Origin of the sequence: Bacillus sp. FSL K6-2971 (genome assembly GCF_038006405.1) — a bacterium.
Lineage (GTDB): Bacteria > Bacillota > Bacilli > Bacillales > Bacillaceae > Bacillus > Bacillus pumilus.
Map to the genome: position 1 here is coordinate 3778720 of NZ_JBBOVD010000001.1, position 19457 is coordinate 3798176.

Annotated in this window: 21 protein-coding genes; 8 read left to right on the plus strand and 13 right to left on the minus strand. The window is 43.4% G+C overall.

All coding sequences use genetic code 11. The features are described 5' to 3' along the window. Positions 1–358: 358 nt before the first annotated feature. Positions 359–493: a hypothetical protein gene (locus MHI33_RS20115; RefSeq protein WP_260406807.1), complete on the plus strand. Its 135-nt coding sequence runs from the start codon at positions 359–361 to the stop codon at positions 491–493. Between the two features lie 199 nt (positions 494–692). Here the strand turns inward: MHI33_RS20115 and MHI33_RS20120 are convergent, their stop codons facing one another. Next, positions 693–1172: an Lrp/AsnC family transcriptional regulator gene (locus tag MHI33_RS20120; RefSeq protein WP_185107670.1), complete on the minus strand. Its 480-nt coding sequence runs from the start codon at positions 1170–1172 to the stop codon at positions 693–695. 145 nt (positions 1173–1317) lie between these two features. On the opposite strand from MHI33_RS20120, the gene MHI33_RS20125 reads away from it, so the two are divergent. The 6 genes from MHI33_RS20125 to MHI33_RS20150 all read left to right on the plus strand — a co-directional run bounded on the left by MHI33_RS20125 (position 1318) and on the right by MHI33_RS20150 (position 7418). Beyond that, a complete protein-coding gene (locus MHI33_RS20125) occupies positions 1318–2550 on the plus strand; it encodes an MFS transporter (RefSeq protein ID WP_340913395.1) in 1233 nt (410 codons plus the stop codon). Positions 2551–2699: 149 nt separating this feature from the next. Next, entirely contained in the window at positions 2700–3302 is a 603-nt protein-coding gene (locus MHI33_RS20130) for a hypothetical protein (RefSeq protein WP_003215386.1), read from the plus strand. A gap of 1 nt (position 3303) precedes the next feature. Next, entirely contained in the window at positions 3304–4011 is a 708-nt protein-coding gene (locus tag MHI33_RS20135) for a cupin domain-containing protein (RefSeq protein ID WP_065097815.1), read from the plus strand. After that, on the plus strand, positions 4008–4769 hold the full coding sequence (locus MHI33_RS20140; protein ID WP_050944484.1) for an SDR family NAD(P)-dependent oxidoreductase: 762 nt from the start codon (positions 4008–4010) through the stop codon (positions 4767–4769). The genes MHI33_RS20135 and MHI33_RS20140 overlap by 4 nt, the downstream gene beginning before the upstream one ends. A gap of 15 nt (positions 4770–4784) precedes the next feature. Continuing rightward, positions 4785–6206, plus strand: coding sequence for an ATP-grasp domain-containing protein (locus MHI33_RS20145; RefSeq protein WP_065097814.1), 1422 nt, complete (start codon positions 4785–4787; stop codon positions 6204–6206). An 18-nt stretch (positions 6207–6224) separates the two neighbouring features. Next, positions 6225–7418, plus strand: coding sequence for an aminotransferase class I/II-fold pyridoxal phosphate-dependent enzyme (locus tag MHI33_RS20150; protein WP_065098078.1), 1194 nt, complete (start codon positions 6225–6227; stop codon positions 7416–7418). A 14-nt stretch (positions 7419–7432) separates the two neighbouring features. Here the strand turns inward: MHI33_RS20150 and MHI33_RS20155 are convergent, their stop codons facing one another. From MHI33_RS20155 to MHI33_RS20210, 12 genes are all read right to left on the minus strand, one after another. Next, entirely contained in the window at positions 7433–8224 is a 792-nt protein-coding gene (locus MHI33_RS20155) for an SDR family oxidoreductase (protein ID WP_269199666.1), read from the minus strand. A gap of 102 nt (positions 8225–8326) precedes the next feature. Then, positions 8327–8782 carry a dTDP-4-dehydrorhamnose 3,5-epimerase family protein gene (locus MHI33_RS20160; protein WP_003215275.1) on the minus strand — a complete coding sequence of 152 codons (456 nt, stop codon included), beginning with the start codon at positions 8780–8782 and terminating at the stop codon, positions 8327–8329. After that, positions 8775–9629: a dTDP-4-dehydrorhamnose reductase gene (gene rfbD, locus MHI33_RS20165; RefSeq protein ID WP_003214612.1), complete on the minus strand. Its 855-nt coding sequence runs from the start codon at positions 9627–9629 to the stop codon at positions 8775–8777. The genes MHI33_RS20160 and rfbD overlap by 8 nt, the downstream gene beginning before the upstream one ends. Positions 9630–9632: 3 nt before the next feature. Beyond that, positions 9633–10598, minus strand: a complete 966-nt coding sequence (rfbB, locus tag MHI33_RS20170) for a dTDP-glucose 4,6-dehydratase (protein WP_065097812.1) — start codon at positions 10596–10598, stop codon at positions 9633–9635. Beyond that, positions 10595–11335 carry a sugar phosphate nucleotidyltransferase gene (locus MHI33_RS20175; RefSeq protein WP_113767837.1) on the minus strand — a complete coding sequence of 247 codons (741 nt, stop codon included), beginning with the start codon at positions 11333–11335 and terminating at the stop codon, positions 10595–10597. Before MHI33_RS20175 ends, rfbB begins: the two co-directional genes overlap by 4 nt. Before the next feature lie 2 nt (positions 11336–11337). After that, on the minus strand, positions 11338–12366 hold the full coding sequence (locus MHI33_RS20180; RefSeq protein ID WP_340913403.1) for a PseG/SpsG family protein: 1029 nt from the start codon (positions 12364–12366) through the stop codon (positions 11338–11340). Further along, positions 12363–13103 (minus strand): glycosyltransferase family protein, encoded by a 741-nt coding sequence (locus tag MHI33_RS20185; protein WP_340913406.1) that lies wholly within the window; start codon positions 13101–13103, stop codon positions 12363–12365. The genes MHI33_RS20180 and MHI33_RS20185 overlap by 4 nt, the downstream gene beginning before the upstream one ends. After that, the gene (locus MHI33_RS20190; protein ID WP_340913408.1) at positions 13093–14217 is read right to left on the minus strand and encodes an N-acetylneuraminate synthase family protein; all 1125 of its coding nucleotides are present in this window, start codon (positions 14215–14217) and stop codon (positions 13093–13095) included. The genes MHI33_RS20185 and MHI33_RS20190 overlap by 11 nt, the downstream gene beginning before the upstream one ends. A gap of 1 nt (position 14218) precedes the next feature. Continuing rightward, positions 14219–15094, minus strand: a complete 876-nt coding sequence (locus MHI33_RS20195) for a GNAT family N-acetyltransferase (RefSeq protein ID WP_113767840.1) — start codon at positions 15092–15094, stop codon at positions 14219–14221. Then, on the minus strand, positions 15091–16269 hold the full coding sequence (locus MHI33_RS20200; protein WP_126740948.1) for a DegT/DnrJ/EryC1/StrS family aminotransferase: 1179 nt from the start codon (positions 16267–16269) through the stop codon (positions 15091–15093). The genes MHI33_RS20195 and MHI33_RS20200 overlap by 4 nt, the downstream gene beginning before the upstream one ends. A gap of 21 nt (positions 16270–16290) precedes the next feature. Then, a complete protein-coding gene (locus tag MHI33_RS20205; protein WP_340913412.1) occupies positions 16291–17703 on the minus strand; it encodes a capsular polysaccharide export protein, LipB/KpsS family in 1413 nt (470 codons plus the stop codon). A 6-nt stretch (positions 17704–17709) separates the two neighbouring features. Further along, positions 17710–18480, minus strand: coding sequence for a glycosyltransferase family 2 protein (locus tag MHI33_RS20210; RefSeq protein ID WP_217012689.1), 771 nt, complete (start codon positions 18478–18480; stop codon positions 17710–17712). Positions 18481–18664: 184 nt separating this feature from the next. Between MHI33_RS20210 and MHI33_RS20215 the strand changes: the two genes are divergently transcribed. Beyond that, positions 18665–19330: a YIP1 family protein gene (locus tag MHI33_RS20215; protein WP_260406837.1), complete on the plus strand. Its 666-nt coding sequence runs from the start codon at positions 18665–18667 to the stop codon at positions 19328–19330. Positions 19331–19457 lie beyond the last annotated feature (127 nt).

The window sequence follows — 19457 nt, forward strand, 5'->3', positions numbered from 1 at the left end:
ATTTTTTTGGAAACAAATTAAATAAATAAATTGATAAATGAAAGCTTATTAGTAAGCCAATAATGTGTAATTAACAAGATAGATTAAAGTAACCATTAATATAAAAATACACAATAAAAAGACAAAAAATATAAGGGAAATCATAAAAGACCTTGTCGATGCATATATATCAATAGGTTGAGAGACTTTAAAGATTAATATAAATCCACATCAACAAACTCACATCAGCCATAATACCTTATTAACAATTCACATTTTTATAAATACATTTAGTCTGTTTAAGATATCTTGAAATACAGAATTTTATTTTCTATATATGCCCTCAGCCATTCTGCCTTTAATATAGGAAATGCCGGCGGTGCAGCGCTTGGCGGTCTTGCTATCGAAAACACATTTACAGCTTGTTTCGTTATTTGCTGCAGCTGTGACATTTATTGGTCTTATCATTACGATTATGAGCTATCAGTCAGATAAACGAATAAAAAGGACCTGAGACAGGTCCTTTCAGCGTGTAGACAAACCCTCGCATTCGTTGTCAGTCCTGCGCTCCAAAGCTCACGAATGTCAAATTCGCTCCGCTCCGGCGCTCGCCCTTCCTAGACTTCAAAGGTTTTCTATCACGCTGAGCTGAAAAGAAGACACAGGGCTAAAATAAAGATCATTTTAGCCCTGTGTCAACAATCTGAAACTTTTTATTTCACCACGGTCACTTCTGGCTCTTCTATTGGTTTCACACGTTCCTGAATGGGATGAGAAAAAGAGTGCCCTGATAAGACGATATGAGATACTGTTTTGGTAAACCCAGACACTGCCTGAATAAAGGCTTCAATTTCTTCAAGGGAAGCGACAGACAGCTTAATGAAAAAGCATGACTGCCCTGCCACTCGATAAGCAAAAAAAGCGCGTGGATGCTGATTCATAAAAGCCACAAAACGTTGATACTCCCCGTTTAGCACTGTGACTTCCAGCAGGCAGTCAATCATAAGCCCTAATTTTTTATAGTTAACCTGAACCGAATACCCTTCGATAATCCCTGCATCTTCTAATTTACGCACTCTTTCTGCTACCGCAGGTGCGGATAAATTGACCCGCTTGGACAATTCCCTCATAGATAAGCGGGCATCTTCTTTCAATTCATTTAAAATATGCACATCAACACCGGTGATTTTCATTCGTACCTCTCCTATCCAAAAATCGTTCCATTTGAAAAGTATTTTATGATAATACTTATGATGCGAAATGTAAAATAAAACTAAATAATGGTAGAATTTATTTTAACGGAATTGAATGAAAAAGCAAGTTTGGAGGGATCACCTGATGAAAGAATCTTTAGACAGCCAGGCTTCTAAAACATTTCCCATCACACTTGCCATTGCGCTCACACTTGGCGTCTTTGCGGCGGGATCGGAAGAACTGGTGATTTCACCACTGCTGCCTGATTTATCAAACTCTTTTCAGCACTCTCTTGATATTCTCGCCCTTTCCATCAGCATTTATGGGTTAGCTGTGCTGGTTGGAGCCCCGCTGCTTGTTCCTTTAGGGGACCGGTATTCAAGGGAGCTATGCCTGATTATCGGGCTTTCTTTCTTTTTGATTGGCACCGTAATGTGTGCGGCTGCCCCGAATCTGGCCGTATTTTTTGCAGGCCGTGCTATTTCTGGGCTGGCGACCGGTGTATTTGTGCCAACAGCCTATGCGCTTGTGGGTGACCGGGTTCCTTATGAATATCGAGGCAAAGTGATGGGGCTCATTGTGTCGAGTTGGTCTCTTTCTCTTGTCCTTGGTGTACCAATTGGCGCCTTCATCGGGCAGAGTTTAAACTGGCGATGGACCTTTTGGATTTTCGCCATCATGAGTCTCATTGTCCTGCTGCTCGTCATCCTTGAATCTCGTAAACAAACCGCCACAGCGAATATAGGAACACCTCAAGCTAGGGAGAAAGCTGGCTCTTTATGGGGAGCTTTGAAAATTGATCGTGTCCCCGCCTATTTGACCGTGACATTTTGTAATATGCTTGGATTTTATGGCATGTACTCGTTTTTAGGAGCGTATCTACAAAGTTTGTTTTCTGGAGGGCAATCGACGGCAGGACTTCTGATCATGGCTTACGGTGTCGGTTTTTCCATGAGTGTATTTACAGGGAAATTAGCAGACTGGTTTGGCAAAACTCGTTCTCTTTTCTTTGTGCTGGGCGGCATTACGCTCGTTCTCGCCTTACTTCCTTATGCTCCTTTCTCATGGACATTGCTGATTTTTGCCCTATTTATTTGGGGTGCCATGCAAAGTTTATCTGTCACGCTTTTGAGCACTGTTCTAAGTGACTGCTCCCAAACCCACCGAGGCAAAGTGATGGCTTTTTACAGCCTTGCGTCCAATCTTGCCGTTATGCTTGGTTCCGCTCTTATGGGACCTGTCTATGTCCATTTCGGCTATCATACGGTAGGGCTTGTATGTGCTCTCGTTACGCTTGTTGGTTTTCTTATTAGCTTCGTCAGCTATAAACGTGAACGAACCTTACAGCAGAAACATAAAAACACATTTGAAACGTAAGTTCAATTCACTGCACATCTAGGTATGTGCAGTTTTTTAGATCAATTTTTAATATCATCATAAAATACATTTTTTATAAATTTTGTTGACAATTGCCAATTTTATTTTTTATAATCTAGTAAAAATTTGAAAAAGATTGGATGGTAAACATGATCTTAAAGAATGATGTTTTTCATTTCAAAGAAGAGCCCATCGTTTCACCTAAGATGTTTACAGTCAATACACTAGGCCCTAAGGGGACAAGCAGTGAATACGCAGCAAAACACTTCATCTCTCATTCCACCACTACTCTCGGCACTCATACGAAACTATCCCTTTATGACACATTCGAAACTTGCATTGAACATACTCTCTCTCACGCACTCCAATACACTCTCGTTCCACACGCATACGAAGGAATCAAACACTTCTACATGAGACCTGACCTGCAGCTCTTACAAATTTTCAGATGTGACACACCCATGTATGGCTTGGCTGTCAGACCAGATTTTCCATTTCAAGAACAAATGCTCCACCATTTAAAAATTGTCTCTCACCCTGCACCTGTCAATTTGATTCAATATTTCATTCACCAAAATGCTGAATTTGAGCTAGTCAATTCGACAAGTACTGCCGCACAAAAAGTAAGAGACGGCGAATTTGATTTCGCTTTAACCAATGAGGTAGCCAGAGCCACATATGGCCTCACCTTCGTTCGAACGTTTAAAAGCATTCCTATGAGCTGGTCCATATTCGGAAAAGGAGAGATATAATATGCAAACTGAACAAAAAACGCAAGAACGATATTTTCCACAAGCCAAAAAAATAGAATGGGAGAATGGTGTCACACAATATTCCACGGTCAGAGGTGATACGGAAGTGCTCATCTCATACATCCCTCCTCACACGATCATTAAACCTCACGAGCATCCCGAAGCACAAATCGGCATCGTATTAAAAGGCGAGCTTCAAATGACAGTCGGCCCATCGACCCAATTGCTTACCCCTTTAGAATCAGCGTATATCGCACCACCTTTTGTCCCTCACGGCGCTTCTAACCTGACAGATGAAGAAGTGATTGCTATTGATATTAAGAGATTAAAAGATGGCGAAGAATACACGGCGCCTCCTACTTATTTCTTAGACATTTTCAAAACACGAGATTTACTTCCTGGCATGGAAGTGACCTTTTTTGTTGAGGATTGGATGGAGCTCATGATAGCCAACATTCCTGGAAATGGCGGAGAAATGCCTTTTCACAAACACCGGAATGAACAAATCGGCATTTGCATTAGCGGAGGTTATGATATGACGATTGAAGGCTTTACAGAGAAAATGGAATTTGGTACTACCTACTTTTGTGACCCTAGGGAAGACCACGGTGCGATAAATCCAAAGCCGGAAGCATCAAAGTCTATTAATCTCTTCTTCCCTCCCCGCTATAATCGGTTGAAGCCAAAAACGTCTAAGGTGAAGAAATGAACCTCGACGGAAAAGTCGTCCTGATTACAGGAGGTGCATCGGGAATTGGGCTTGCCGCAGTCAAGCTTTTCCTTGAGCACGGAGCAAAAGTCGCAGTGGCTGACATCAATGAAAAAAGCGGCAAACAGCTCGTCGAATCATTGGCGCACGAGCATGTTGCGTTTTTCAAAACAGATATTACGAATGAGTCTGACTGTCAAAAAACCGTTCAGTCTGTGCTGACCCAGTTTGGGACAATCGATGTGCTGATTAACAATGCAGGCATTGAAATTGTCTCTCCCGTTCACGAGATGACGCTGGAGGATTGGAATCACATTGTACAGGTCAACCTGACGGGTGTATTTCTCATGAGTAAGCATGCTTTGCCGCATATGCTTGAAAAGAAAAGCGGAAGTATTATCAATACCGGATCTGTCGGGGGTCTTGTCGGCTGGCCTGACATCCCTGCCTATAACGCAACAAAGGGCGGTGTCATCCAGCTCACCAAATCGATGGCGGTCGACTATGCCGCCCATCAAATCAGAGTGAACTGTATCGCCCCAGGCATTATTGATACACCATTAAATGAAAAATCCTTTTCAGACAATCATTCAGAAAGCCTTGAGGTTGTTAAAAAGGAAAAAGCAAAGGTGAACCCATTACTTCGTCTCGGAAAACCCGAAGAAATTGCGAGCGTCATGCTGTTTCTTGCCTCTGATCTATCCAGCTATATGACTGGAAGTGTTGTCACAGCAGATGGCGGTTACACCGCTAGATAAAAAGGAGTGCTTTCATTGAGTAAAAAAACCGTACTTGTCATTGCTGATCTAGGAGGATGCCCGCCCCATATGTTTTACGAAAGCGTGGCTGCATCGTATCATATCGTTTCTTATATCCTGAGACCTTTTGCTATTACAAAGGGACACGCTGAGCTAATCGAAAAATACTCTATTGCGGTCATCAAAGATCGAGATTATTTTGACAAAAACCCTTCTTTTGAACACCCAGATTCGATTTACTGGGCACATGATGATTATCTAAAATCCGAGGAAGAGGTGGTGGACGACCTAGTTCGCGTCGCTTCCTTTTTCAAAGCGGATGCGATCACCACCAATAATGAATTATTCATTGCACCAATGGCAAAAGCCGCTGAGCGACTTGGGCTGCGCGGCGCTGGGGTAAAGGCAGCTGAATTAGCGCGTGATAAAAGCCAAATGAGGGCTGCATTCAACGCAGCTGGGGTCAAAGCAGTAAAAACTCAGCCTGTCACGACTTTAGCTGATTTTCAGCAAGCCATTGAACATATTGGTACACCGCTTATTTTAAAGCCTACATATTTAGCAAGCTCCATTGGCGTGACCCTTTTTCATGACCGATCCGGCAGTGATGATCTCTTTTTAAACGTACAATCCTATTTGCAAACCATTCCCGTTCCAAACGCTGTGACGTATGAAGCACCGTTTGTCGCTGAAACGTACTTAGAGGGGGCTTACGAGGATTGGTATCAAGACGACGGCTATTCTGATTATGTCAGTGTAGAAGGATTAGTTGTTGAGGGTGAATATATCCCTTTTGTCATTCATGATAAGACCCCTCAAATCGGCTTTACAGAAACGGCTCATATCACTCCGTCGATCCTAGACAATGAAGCCCAGCAAATCATCATTGAGGCAGCGAGGAAAGCAAATGAAGGATTAGGTCTTGAAAACTGTGCCACTCATACAGAAATCAAGCTTATGAAACATCGAGAAACCGGACTGATCGAATCAGCAGCTAGATTTGCTGGCTGGAATATGATTCCGAATATCAAAAAGGTCTTTGGGGTGGATATGGCTAAGTTGCTGATTGATGTATTAGTCGATGGAAAAAAAGCTAATTTGCCAAAAGAACTACTTTCTGGACATACGCATTATGTAGCAGACTGTCATTTATACCCTCAGCATTTCAAAGAGAGCGGACACATTCCGCCTGAGGCCACACACATCACCATTGATCATGTGCATATTCCGCAGGACACTTTAGTTGGAGATACTGTCATCATCAGCGAATCTGTCCCACCTAAAGGAACCTTTGTAGATCTATCTTTATTTGAAGCATTTAATGGCATCGTGTCTCTTGAATTAAAAGGGTCGTCTTCTCAGGATGTTGCCGCCTCCATCCGTAACATTCAAAAGCAGGCAGCCATTCAGTTAATGGATGAATTAGTGAAGGGATAAGAAAGAGAGGATGTCGTGGTGAAGATCTTACCATCTAACATGATTGAACGGCTGCCAGAACAAAAATTTGGAACCGTATTTGAGAAAATTGCGCATAAAACACAACACGGAGCGAACATTGTGAACCTTGGTCAGGGAAATCCTGATCTTCCTACTCCGGCGCACATTGTGAATGCCCTTCAAGAGGCAGCAGGCTCTTTGCAATTTCAGCAATATGCACCTTTTAGAGGCTTTGACTTTTTCAAGCAAGCCATTGCAGATTTCTACAGAAAGGAATTCGGCATTGAGGTTGACCGGAAGAAGGAAATTGCCCTTTTCAATGGAGGAAAAACAGGGCTTTATGTGATGAGTCAGTGCCTGCTTGATCCAGGGAATATTGCCCTCGTCCCCGATCCGGGATACCCAGAATATCATTCAGGTATCTTGATGGCGGACGCAAAGCCACATTGCATCCAGCTTGAAAAGAAAAATGGCTATTTGCCGAATTTCTCTTCAATTGATCCAGACGTGTTAAAAAAGGCAAAGGTGCTTTTCTTAAATTATCCGAATAACCCAACTGGTGCTGTGGCGAATGAAGCTTTTTTTGAAGAGGCTGCAGAATTTGCGTCCGCTCACGATCTGCATGTGATTCATGATTTTGCTTATGGTTCCTTTCATTATGAGCAAAAACCAGTGAGCTTTCTAAAGGCTCCTCTTGGGAAAAACGTAGGAGTGGAATTATATTCTTTATCCAAAACATTCAATATGGCAGGATGGAGAGTCGCTTTTGCTGTAGGCAATGAGGACATCATTCATGCCATTAACGCCTTCCAGGATCATGTGTTTGTCAGTATGTATGGTGGATTTCAACATGCCGCCACCGTCGCTTTACAAAGTGATGACTGTCATATTCAATCATTGAAAGAAGTCTACATTGAACGAATGGCTTTCTTCATCCGTCAAGCGGAGAAGCAGCTTGGCTGGACCATTGAACGTCCAGCCGGCGCCTTTTATTTGTGGGCACCGATTCCTGATGATTTCGAGGATTCTCATGCATTTGCCGACTATTTACTCGAGCATGCAAATGTCGTCGTGACGCCTGGGGGTGTGTTTGGAACACATGGAAGACATCATGTCCGCATCTCAATGGTGGCGCCAATTGAACAGCTTGCCCTTTTTATCGATCGGCTGCATATACTGCCGATTCGTTTTCAACAAAAAACCCGCATATAGCGGGTTTTTCATATTTATATACTTTTCATCGAACCACCATCGACAGATATTTGCTGTCCGGTGACATAGGAGGCTTCCTCTGATGCGATAAATGCCGCCAATGAAGCCATTTCACTCGCTGAACCTACTCTTTGCATCGGGATCCCTGACGCAACAGCCTGTACAGCTTCTTCCCGTGATAATGACTGCTCACGCATCATGTTTTCGATAAACTGTTCATATCGATCTGTAGCAATAAATCCTGGGTTTAAACAATTCACTGTGATCCCTGAAGGCGCAAGCTGTGTGGCTGCATTTTTACTAGCATTGATAATCGCTGCATTCATCATACTGTTCGTAAACATTTGATCACCAGGTTCCTTCCAAAGGTTCCCGACAATTTGAATGATCCGGCCATATTCATGTCTTTTCATCATCGCTGCCGCACGTTTCATCATATCAATGTACGCTAGGGCTTTCTGAGAAAATGCTGCCAGCATCTGCTCACTTTCACATGAATTAAAAGTATCTGGCTTCCCTCCTGGAATGTTATTAATCAACACATCCAGTCTGCCAAACTCTTGATCTATTGCCGCAAAGGCCTCAGCTCGCACTCCTTCATGCGACATATCACCACAGAAAAGAGACACCGGCTCCTTTGTTTCTGCCATACGCTCAATATGCTGCCGCGCATCTTCTAGTAAGGATTGATTTCTAGAATTGATGATGACCTTTACATGGTCCTGGGCGGCAAGCTTTATGGCGATTGCCTTTCCAATCCCTGTACTTGCCCCTGTTACAAATGCAATTCTTTTAGACAAACTCATCCACATCCCTTTTCTGCTTAACTTAGAAAAATACATAAAATGACACTTATAGAATGTATTTCAACAAAAAAAGACCTTTCTCCTGCGAAAGGCCTTTGTTCTTTATTTAAATGTCGTTTCCCAATCAAATCCGATTGTCTCGTCATTCCAAGCGATTCTCTTTTCATCTGGGTTTTTCGGGTCATAGGATTCTGTCGTGAAATAGACAATTTGCAGCGGCGTCTCGCCTAGTACCCGGTAGCCATGTGCGACACCCTTTGGGATGAGGAGGAGCATTGGATTGTCTTCCCCCATATAATACACATCGGTTTGACCCTTTGTAGGAGAGTCCTCACGCAAATCGTATAAAACGACCTGAGCATGACCTGCTGGGAAAAACCAAACATCATCTTGCTTTTCATGATAATGAAAGGCTTTGATCACACCTGGAAAGCTTTTCGACCACGATGCCTGCCCAAAACGTTGCAGCATGGGCTCATCATCTCGAATGAGCTCTGCAAAAAAACCGCGATCATCACAATGTTTCATGAGTTTTTTCGTTTGTACACCATCAATCATGCTGATGCCATCTCCCTTCTTTCTGCAAAAATTCGTGAAGCGCATCCTTCCAATGTCTCGGCTTCCAACCTGTGGCTTCAATCGCTTGAAGGTCTAACACAGAATAGGCTGGACGAGGTGTTTGGAAGCCGTACTCTTCTGTGGAAATTGGCTCAATGGTCGTAGACAGGCCGCTTTTTGTCACAATTTCTGACGCAAAGTCAAACCAGGAACAGCTTTCTCGGTTACTGACATGATAAATTCCTGCCTGTTGATCAAATAAATGAATGATGGCCTCTGCGACATCTTTTGTATAAGTAGGTGAGCCTATTTGGTCATTCACGATGCGCAAATGATCCTTTGTTTCTGCGAGCCGAAGGATGGTATTCACAAAATTATGTCCCTCATGTCCGTATAGCCACGATGTACGGATGATTTTCACTTCGTCTGATACAAGATGAAGCAATTCCTCACCAAGTTTTTTACTTTTTCCATAAATGGTGTGAGGATCTGGCTGTGCATCGACTTGGTAAGGCGTGTCTGCTTGCCCGTCAAACACATAATCTGTACTGACATGTAGCACATCAGCCCCTATGTTCTTAGCCTCCAGCGCTGTATAGTAGGCGCCAATGCCATTAACAAGATACGCCTTTTCCGTTTCTGTTTCACACTGATCTACAGAGGTATATGCTGCTGCACTGACAACAATATTAGGACGAAAGTGTCTCATCGCATGTCTGACTGCTTGCTGATCTGCGATATTGAGCATGCTCCTCGTTAAGGCAATGACGGTGATGTCTTTCTCCTTAAGCTGTCTGCTCAATTCCTTCCCTAGTTGCCCGCCTGCACCGGTGATTAAAACTTTCATCGGTCACCCTTCTTCGCTCTGATCATATTTGGCACGATACCAATTGATCGTTTTTTCAATACCTGCTTCAAATGACGTCTCCTGCGTCCAGCCAAGCTCCCGTTTTAGCTTACTGGCGTCAATCGCATACCGTCTGTCATGTCCTTTACGGTCTTCAACAAACGCAATACGGTCATGACTGATCCCGAGCTGCGTCAGAATGGTTTTGGTCAAATCGAGATTCGTTTTCTCGTTGCCACCGCCGATATTGTACACCTGCCCAGCTGTTCCGTTTTCAAGGACCTGCTTTACAGCTCTCGCATGATCCTCTACATACAGCCAATCGCGAATCTGCTGGCCATCTCCATAAATCGGGATTTTTTCTCCATTGATTGCTTTTCTAATAATCGTCGGTATTAATTTCTCTTCATGCTGATGCGGTCCGTAGTTGTTGCTGCATCTTGTGATCATTGCGGGTAATTGGTGAGTGTGGATATAAGATTTTACAAGCAGGTCTGAGCTTGCCTTGCTTGCTGAATAAGGATTATTCGGTGAAAGTGGTGTTTGTTCTGTGAAAGCCGGATCATTCAGTTCCAAATCTCCATATACTTCGTCTGTTGAAATATGAATAAGTTTTTTCGCCTTGCCCTTTAAGACTGCCTCCAGCATACGATAGGTACCGAGGACATTGGTTTGAATAAAGGGCTCTGCCGATTCAATACTGCGATCAACATGGGATTCCGCTGCAAAATGAATGATAGCATCATAGACTTCATCAAACGCTTGATCCAGCTCATGTTGAAGGGTGATATCCCCTTGAATAAAACGAAAATGAGACAGCTTTAATAATTCATCCATCTCCTCTGGATGACTAGCATATGTTAACTTGTCAAAAACAGTGAGCCGGACATCTGTCTCCTGAAGCAGCAGCTTCACAAAATTCAGTCCAATAAATCCCGCTCCGCCTGTAATGAAATAAGACTTCGTCATTCGTATCCCTCTTTTTTCTTCATCGTTTCAAACATTTTCGTCGATGCTTGGTGGAGAGATTCATGTGTTCCTGCATCAATCCACCACCCTTTTAACATATCATAGGTCAGCTGGCTATTTGAGATATAGAGATTGTTTACATCTGTAATCTCTAATTCGCCTCGATCTGACGGCGAGATTTTCTCAATATATTGAAAGACTTCTTGATCATAAAAATAGATGCCCGTGACGCAGTAGGATGAACGCGGATACTCCGGTTTTTCCTCAATTGATACAATTCGGTGGTGGGTGGCATCAATTTCTGCAATGCCAAACCGCTTTGGATCTGCCACTTCTTTCAACAGAACCTTCGCACCACTTTCTTGCTGCTGAAAGGCTTCAACAAAAGGGGTTAGCGAATCCTCAAATACATTATCACCAAGCATGAGCACAAACTTTTCCCCTTCTACAAAGGGCTTTGCGTAGGATAAGCCGTCTGAAATTCCAGAAGCTTCGGGCTGGACCTGATACACGATGTTCATCCCTAATTCCTGATCGCCTTCAAGTAGCTTTTGAAACAGCGGGATTTGTTCTGCTTGTGATATGACCATTACTTCTAAAATTCCCGCTTCTTTCAATTTGAACAATGAACAATAAATCATCGGATATGGGCCAACCGGCAATAAATGCTTATTGAAAATCTTTGTTAAAGGTGCCAGTCGTGATCCCTTTCCTCCTGCTAAAATAACTCCCTTCACATCTACACATCCTTATGTTCTTTTTGGTGATGATTCATGAGGTATATAAGAATGTTTTTCACTCGTTCGGTTCCTTTTCCATCAATGAGTGACCGTCCATTGAGATGAATGCTCCTGCGGAGAAAGTAGCTGCCGGACAGCCTTCGAACAGCACGCCATATATCCTTTTCATCCACAAGGCTACCTAATCCAAGATGGTGACAGGCTCCCTTTTGTGCAAAACGAGTGGCTGTTACTGCTTGGTGGTCTACTTGTGAAAGGACAATGCTGGGCACCCCGATACAAACGGCCTCATATAACGTCATCCCGCCAGCAACAATCGCTAGATCGGCTTCTGCAAGACGGATAGGTAATTGATCCGTATGACGAATGAATTGAATATGTGCAGCCTCGATTTCTTCTTCGATGCGAGAGGCTTTTCCTGTAACCGCTAGAATGTGTAAATGGCCTGCTTCGAGAAGGGCTGATACAGCCTTTAATAATAATCCGCCTGGATCACTGCCCCCAAGGCTGATCACCACCTTCTTACATTCTTTGCGAACCTCATATGTGTCTTTTAATTTGCTGATCTCGTGATCTAACAATAAATAAGGTGTTCCATAAAAGTAGTCCGTTCCATTTACTTGCAGGTGCTTTTCATCTAGTCCACCATAAATGCCGTTTACGACAGCATCAGCAAGCTGGCAAGCTTCTGTTCTTTCTTCTTCAAATAAGACCAGTTTTGCATTTCTGGAGGACGCTTTGATCGATCGAAGGAACTGAAGGTCACAATCAAGGACATCGATTAGCAGAAGATTAGGATTTAGCTCTTTTATGTCCTGATCCATTTGAAGGAATACGTTTGATTCCTGCACCAAATGAACGTGCCATGCTGGATGCGAGAGCATTTCTACACAAATCTGTTCATTTGTATAGAAATATAAGTCGTTTCCTTCTTGAATCAGTTCCTTTGCCAGACGTTTCATTCTAACGATATGCCCCATTCCTCTTAAAAAACCACCGTACACAACAATCATGATTTTTTTATTCATTCAGCATCCTTCTGTCTCACAAATTGATTCAACCGAACGATATTAGGGTCTTGTTCACAAATGACGATAAGCTCAGCCGTAGGCACAGTAATAGATCCACCGGCTTTCTCAAGTAAACGGGTAGCAAATACATAGTCTTCTTCTGTATCAATCGTGAATCGATAAGCAGGATATGCGAGTTCTTTGGGCGGTGTGAATAATTGCAGTTGAAATCGATCAGGATGCTTTCGGATATACAGTGTGACATGCTCACGCTCCGGTTGCGTAAGGGGAAAATTGTCGATTTCACGTAAAATGGATGCGTCGATCATTTCCCCGGAAATACCGAGTGGCGTTCCAGTCGTATACGTGTAATCAGCCTTCTTCCGTCTATGTTCTTCAAGCATTTTCGACAAAAGCGCTGGATCTATAAATGGATTATCTCCCGTTAAACGTACAATGGTTTGTGGTTCAAAATGTTGAGCTATCTTTGCGAATCGCTGCAATACATCCATCTCACTGCCACGAAATACCTTATAGCCCTTTGATAAACAATAATGAGCCAATAGATCATCTTCTGCTTCGACTGTTGTGGCGATCATGAGGTTCTGCGTTTTGTGATTATAATAAGTTGATTGCTTTACCCGTTCAACGATAAAATCGATCAACGCCATACCACCGATTGGTTTCATCACCTTTTTTGGCAGTCTTGTTGAGCCCATTCTAGCCTGTATGACAAAGAGCACATCATTGATCATTTGTAGACTCCTGCATGAGCACATCTTTCCACGAAACCCCTGTATGGGCTGGAATGTCTCTGACAGCCTTGACGCCAAGTAAAATCTCCATGTACCGCGGATGCAGACCTTGGCTTTTTTGTCCTGGACGTAATACGGCTAGATTTTCTTCGGTCAATGTCTCGCCCTTTGCAATACCTTTTGTCGTAAAAATCCCTCGATACGCAAATTCACGAATCTGCCCTTCAATGGCTGTTGTCGTTTTAAAAGAACTGCCAAGGAGCTCCTCTGACACAGAATGAGCGTCTGTTTCTGATTGATTTCGGTCCTTTTCTGCCGCTCGAATATGCTGAACCATTTCCTTTAATTCTTCGGGATCGAGCGCAAAGGAATGATCGGCGCCAGGCAGCGTCTTATCTATCGTAAAATGCTTTTCAACCATGGCTGCCCCAAGCTTCACAGCAGCAACAGGGGCTTCAGTAGGATGCTCACTATGATCGGAAAAACCGATGACTGCCTCAGGAAAAGCGGAAGCTAAGGTTTGGAGCACACGAAGATTCGTGTAAGCTCTAGGTGCTGGATACTTTGCGACGCAATGCATGATGGCGACCTGATCGTTTTGCTCGCTTGTAATCGCCTCATATGCTTCATGAACATCTGCAATAGTGGCCCCGGCAGTTGAGAAAATGATGGGCTTTTGAAAAGAAGCTGTGTGACGCAAAAGAGGCAAATGATTGATTTCATAGGATGCCAGTTTGAAAGCTGGTGGATCGGTTTGATTTAATAAATCCGCAGATTCTTCGTCACACACTGTGCTTAAAAATATTAGCCCTTTTTCCTCACAGCGGGTTAATAACACCGGCAGCCATTCTGGCGGCAGCTCCATTTGTTCGACTAAGGAAAAAATGGACACCTCTTCTCCCTTGGCTGTTTCGTATAAACCTGGTTCCTTTTGATACATCCGATCAGCCTGGAACATTTGAAACTTCACTGCATCGGCACCTGCTTCTTTTGCCACATCAATTAAAGCAAGCGCCTGATCCAGCTTTCCATCATGGTTAATGCCTGCCTCTGCAATGATAAAGACAGGCGCACCATCCCCCACTTTGCGATCTCCAATGTAGAAATGCGCCATCTTACCTCTCTCCTTTTTTCGGCCATACATGGTAATACAAGAAGGCATTTGTTGTTCTAAATCCCATCTTTTCATACAGCTGAATGGCGGTTGTGTTATGCAGCTGTGTTCCGGCAGAAATAAAACGATGCCCTCTCTCATAAGAGACCTTCATCATCTCAATAAACAGCTTTTTCCCGATCCCTTTTCCTTGTACATCCGGTCTAATCGCAAACAGCTCAAGCGCCAGTTCATCGCCCTTGGTCATCCCTTGTATCAAGCCCACGACTTCATCGTTCACCTTTGCTACGATATTGATATCTGCACGTCCGAGCACATTATTTCTCATCCATTCTTGATAGAAATGCTGGACGACATTCTGGTCTAAAAATGGATCGAGGGCATACCGGCTTTTCACAAAAGCCTGATAAGCGAGTGACACCGCCTCATCGTATTCCTTTTCATTCGGCAGACTGATGATCACATCTTCACCTGTTGATGGCATTTCCAAGTGAACAGGCGGCGCTTCAAGACGAGTGAGACCGCCCACATAGTACACATGTGACAGCTTTTGGACGATGCGGTTTTTTTCAACATCCGCCGCTTCAAGACGTAAAAAGAAAAAATCGCATTTTTCTGTTCTCATCCAATTGATGAAGCGCTCCATCAATTCCAGAAAAGCAGATGCTGACTCAGCTTCCGCAAACTTCACATGAAAAATATGCTGATCAAATATGCCGCTTTCCCATTTTGACCAGTCGTATAACAGCACTGCTTTGAGCTGGGCGCCACTGACAAGACCAAACTGTTTGAAGCCTTTCATTTGTTCAATTTGTTGACCGTATTTCTCAATCCAAGCGGACAGCACCTGATCGTCTATTGCATGAACGGTCTTCATGAAGATGCCTTCTGTTCTTTTAAAATAGACAGCACCGCAGTGATGACATCCTGCACATCTTCATCTGTCATACTGGGATAAAGAGGCAGTGAGAGGGTCCGCTTGTAGTACGCGAGTGACTCAGGGAAATCCTCTGGTGAATAGTGGTAGGTTTGTTGATAGTATGGATGCACATGAACAGGGATAAAGTGAACACTCGTGCCGATTTTATAGTCCTTTTGCAGCTGATCAATCAGCTCATTGCGTGTGATGAATGCTTCTTTCGGGTCCACTTGCAGTACATATAAATGCCATGCATGTCTTCCCTCCTGATGGACTGGCGGCAGGATCAGCCCTGCTTCCTTTTGAAATGCTTGATTGTATGCTTTCGCAATTTGTTCTCTCCGTGCCTGCATATCATCTAAACGGCTTAGCTGAACAAGCCCTAACGATGCCTGCACATCAAACATGTTCATTTTATAGCCAGGTTCCTCGACCTCGTAGTACCACGTTCCTTTTTCTCCATAACGATTCCATGCTCCCTTGCTCATCCCATGGAGTGCTAGTCTTCTGATCCGAGCGGCAAGTGCATCATCATTTGTCGTCAGCATGCCGCCTTCTCCGGTCGCTATATTTTTCGTCGCATAAAAACTAAAGGCAGTCGCATCACCAATCGAACCAATCGGCTGCCCGTGATACGTTGTATGCAGAGCATGAGCGGCATCCTCAAGCACAAAGAGATCGTACTTTTTGGCAATGGCTAAAATCCGTTCCATATCGCACGATTGACCAGCAAAATGAACAGGGACAATCGCTTTTGTGTGTGGTGTAATCGCCGCTTCTAGTTTCTCTACATCGAGGTTGAGTGTCGCTGGGTCAATATCGACAAATACAGGTGCTGCCCCTGTATGAATGATCGTATTGGCTGTTGCGCAGAATGTCAGAGGCGTTGTGATCACCTCATCCCCATTCCCAATCCCTTTAGCTTTTAAGGCTAAAAATAAAGCAGCCGTACATGAATTGACAGCGATCGCATGTTTTGCACCGGTCAGCTGCCGAAACTCTTCTTCAAACTGTCTGACTTTTGGTCCGGTTGACAGCCAGCCGGATTTTAATGTTCCAATGACTTCGTCAATTTCTTCCTGCTCAATCAACGGCAGGGCATAAGGAAGAAATTGTTCTCTCTTTTTTTCCATATCGCTTGCACACCCCTATCTTCATCTCTGAAAATCCACACCTGTTTTTGTTTGAAGCAGAGAAAGCAGAACATCGGTCGATCGCGCATGCGGATAATGTTGTTTAATGAACTCAGCTCCTTGCCTCTTTGCCAGCTTCATCTCTTGATCATCCGACAAAATACGAATGGCTTTCTCAGCCAGTTCAACAGGGTTTTTCATATGATAGCTGCCAAGCGACTCGTAATAAGGGTATCTTCTGCCTTCTGTCATTTTCCCGATCAGCACACTCTTTTCAAAGAGCATCGCTTCAAGACCGACGGTTGATGTGAGCGTAATGACCATATCCATATATGGCAATAGGTCATACAAGTCGATCTCTTTTTTAATCAATCTCACATGATTTCCTGCTCGTTCAATGGACACATACTCATTTAATCGGTTGCGGGCAATTTCCCACGGATGCGGCTTCATGATCAACTGAATGTCTTTCCGTTTTGCAATCGTTTTAAGCACATCACCATAGAAGGCTTCTGAAAACGGCTGCGTTGCCACAAGCACGGTCTTTTTGGCAGGATTGAAGTTCAATTTACGAAAGATGAGTTCCTGCTGAAGCGGCGTTCGATCCTTCACCAAATCAAACCTCGGATGACCTGTGATCTCCACCTGTTCCAGCTGACAGCCTTTGTCTACATACCAGTCTTTTTCATACTTTCCAAACACCCCGTGGCACGTCGTGAAAATCGGCAAAAAGGCTTCGTCTCCCATCAGTGCGCCGTGCTGAAGACAGATACTCGTGAGCTGGCGTTTCACAGTTTGCAGTGCAAGTACGCGGCTGTAAGCATCCTCCGTTGTCCCCACAATGATGGCTGCAATTGGCTCCATCTGAAATAGCACTTCTGTCTGGTCAATCACATCAATAAATTGCACAATGTCCTTCCGAAGCTTTTCTCTAAAAAAGACATTGCCAAAGACCGGATGCTTTGCGTAAGGTTTAAGGAGAGCATTTGCTTTCTCAATATATTCAGCATGGGCTTCTTTATTAACCTCTCCTGCTAATTCCGGCTTGCTGATGACCGGTAAACCGAAATAATCTGCCTTCTTCCAGCGAGCAAGCACCACCGTTTGACTCGGATGGAACCGCATGTAATTTTGTTCAGTAAAACGCAGATGTTCAAAGTGAAGCAAGACCTTTCCATTCGCCGGACGATAAGCAATACGCTTGATCTGCTGCTTATGTTGATCAAAAAATGGCTGAATCTCTTCCGGCAACGGACAATCGGTTGTCAATTCTTGACCGAATGCTTCATCCTCCATACGTTCCCTTACCTCAGGACTGATATATTGATAGAAATTGCTGATCAACCCAAGAGGAATTTGTTGATAGGACAAATCCTTCATAAGATTCACATACTCAAAGTACACCTGCCAATAATGATGAATATAGTACGACACTTAAGGTCACCTCCCATGTCTTTGTTTTAATATATGGCGGAGCTCCCAGCAGGTAGACTGCTCAGGAAGTGCTTGAATAAAGGCACTTTTCTCTTCTTCCGCCAATTGATAGTGAATCGACTGTTCTGTGATGTAATTTGTATCTAAAACTTCATCATAGGGATAGAACGGATAAAAATGATTTAATCGAAAAAAGAACCGGGCATCCCCTATTCGATAAAAATGCGGACTCTCGTCCCAGTAAGACCCAAATTCAGTATGAATTTTTGTTAAAATAGAAGCACGATGAACGACCGAGCAATGATCTATGGCACAAGGTGCATTCCATTGCACCGTTTGCGCAGGTCGAATCGTTTCCTTTACTGGCTCTTTATTGCTATTTAAATAGATTACTTTCGATGCAGAATAGACAATATCTTCACTTGGTCGAGCATCTAGATAATGTGTGAGCTTCTCTAAACGGTCCGGGGCATAGACATTGTCATCTGTGGCATAGGAAATATACTCGCCCTTTGCTAGTTCTAATGCTTGATTAATGAGGACGGCGTATCGGGTTTTCGCTGTTCTCTCCTCCAGCGATTTGACACCACTTTGGATAAAATGAACACGGGGATCTTTGCGAAAGGGCTCAATCGCGGCAAGGGTTTTTTCGTTTGAACCATCGTCCATGATAAATAGTTCAAAATTTGACAGCGTCTGCTGCAAAATCGCTTCAATCGATCTGCCGACGTAAGCCGCCTTGTTGAAGCTCGTCATAATGACAGTTACTTTTGTCAAAGTTTTCACCTCGGTCTCTTTCAAACTATGTTTATCATATGTGTCTCCTCTTAAAGAGACTGTAGAGTGACCTATTTTTTATAAAATTGTATCTTTTTAATGATCTATCTTTGAAAAACGCGAACTTTTTGGTAATATAAGTAATCATTTATATGTATTAAAGGAGTAAAGAACATTGGAAGCTATGAAGAATGATCACTCCCAACAAGAGGAAGTAAAAGGTTTTTTTCGATTTTTCAAAATTTTCGTGGCGACAAAAACGATTATTCGCTCATATCAACATTCCTCTATTCCCATTTGGCTGATGATGCTCCTTGCAAGTATCGCTGGTACAGGCTGGGTCTACGAAGGGTATTTTAGCGAGTATATGGGCAATCATATTCCATTTCCTTTTATTCTGTTACAAGGTGCGGGATATGGTATTCTCGCAGGCAATCTCTGTCTATTTTTCGGTGTACTCATCCTAAAGTGGTTAGGTCGTCTTTTTTTCGGCAGTCAAACCGCGTATCGAGATGTACTGAAAGCCTGCACGCTGTCGGTCTTTTTCCCTTCTGCTTTATTTGCACTCAGTTGGATTTTCACGATTGGAATGCTCGGTCCGTATACGTTTGTCAAAATCTCACCCTATTTAGATCAGCATTATGAGGTTTGGTATTATCTCGATCTTTTAACACTGATTGATGCTTATGCAAAGACGTGGATATTGGGAATGGCTGTTTTAGGCATTGCCGCTGTGATGAAGCTCAGATTATGGCAAGCCTTTCTCATTGTGATCACACCGCTTGCTACATGTTTTCTTATCATTACTCTTTTATTTGGTGTCCAGCGCGCTGTAAATTGGATGATGTAAGGAAGGTTGCACATCATATTCGTAAGCAACGAAGCGCAGACCTGACAAAGAATGCGAAGGTTTGCCCGCGCCTAAGGAACTGCACCACAGTTCCTTTTTTTCGTTCAATGTACATATTCTCCCCTCC

What these genes read in the sequence shown, in the direction of transcription:
- rfbD (WP_003214612.1), bottom strand. Translation starts at nt 9,629, where the DNA reads ATGAAAGTTTTAATCACCGGTGCAGGCGGGCAACTAGGGAAGGAATTG.
- MHI33_RS20120 (WP_185107670.1), bottom strand. Translation starts at nt 1,172, where the DNA reads ATGAAAATCACCGGTGTTGATGTGCATATTTTAAATGAATTGAAAGAA.
- MHI33_RS20215 (WP_260406837.1), top strand. Translation starts at nt 18,665, where the DNA reads ATGAAGAATGATCACTCCCAACAAGAGGAAGTAAAAGGTTTTTTTCGA.
- MHI33_RS20135 (WP_065097815.1), top strand. Translation starts at nt 3,304, where the DNA reads ATGCAAACTGAACAAAAAACGCAAGAACGATATTTTCCACAAGCCAAA.
- MHI33_RS20130 (WP_003215386.1), top strand. Translation starts at nt 2,700, where the DNA reads ATGATCTTAAAGAATGATGTTTTTCATTTCAAAGAAGAGCCCATCGTT.
- MHI33_RS20185 (WP_340913406.1), bottom strand. Translation starts at nt 13,103, where the DNA reads ATGATCAATGATGTGCTCTTTGTCATACAGGCTAGAATGGGCTCAACA.
- MHI33_RS20140 (WP_050944484.1), top strand. Translation starts at nt 4,008, where the DNA reads ATGAACCTCGACGGAAAAGTCGTCCTGATTACAGGAGGTGCATCGGGA.
- MHI33_RS20200 (WP_126740948.1), bottom strand. Translation starts at nt 16,269, where the DNA reads ATGGAAAAAAAGAGAGAACAATTTCTTCCTTATGCCCTGCCGTTGATT.
- MHI33_RS20155 (WP_269199666.1), bottom strand. Translation starts at nt 8,224, where the DNA reads ATGAGTTTGTCTAAAAGAATTGCATTTGTAACAGGGGCAAGTACAGGG.
- MHI33_RS20160 (WP_003215275.1), bottom strand. Translation starts at nt 8,782, where the DNA reads ATGATTGATGGTGTACAAACGAAAAAACTCATGAAACATTGTGATGAT.
- MHI33_RS20125 (WP_340913395.1), top strand. Translation starts at nt 1,318, where the DNA reads ATGAAAGAATCTTTAGACAGCCAGGCTTCTAAAACATTTCCCATCACA.
- MHI33_RS20195 (WP_113767840.1), bottom strand. Translation starts at nt 15,094, where the DNA reads ATGAAGACCGTTCATGCAATAGACGATCAGGTGCTGTCCGCTTGGATT.
- MHI33_RS20180 (WP_340913403.1), bottom strand. Translation starts at nt 12,366, where the DNA reads ATGAATAAAAAAATCATGATTGTTGTGTACGGTGGTTTTTTAAGAGGA.
- rfbB (WP_065097812.1), bottom strand. Translation starts at nt 10,598, where the DNA reads ATGACGAAGTCTTATTTCATTACAGGCGGAGCGGGATTTATTGGACTG.
- MHI33_RS20190 (WP_340913408.1), bottom strand. Translation starts at nt 14,217, where the DNA reads ATGGCGCATTTCTACATTGGAGATCGCAAAGTGGGGGATGGTGCGCCT.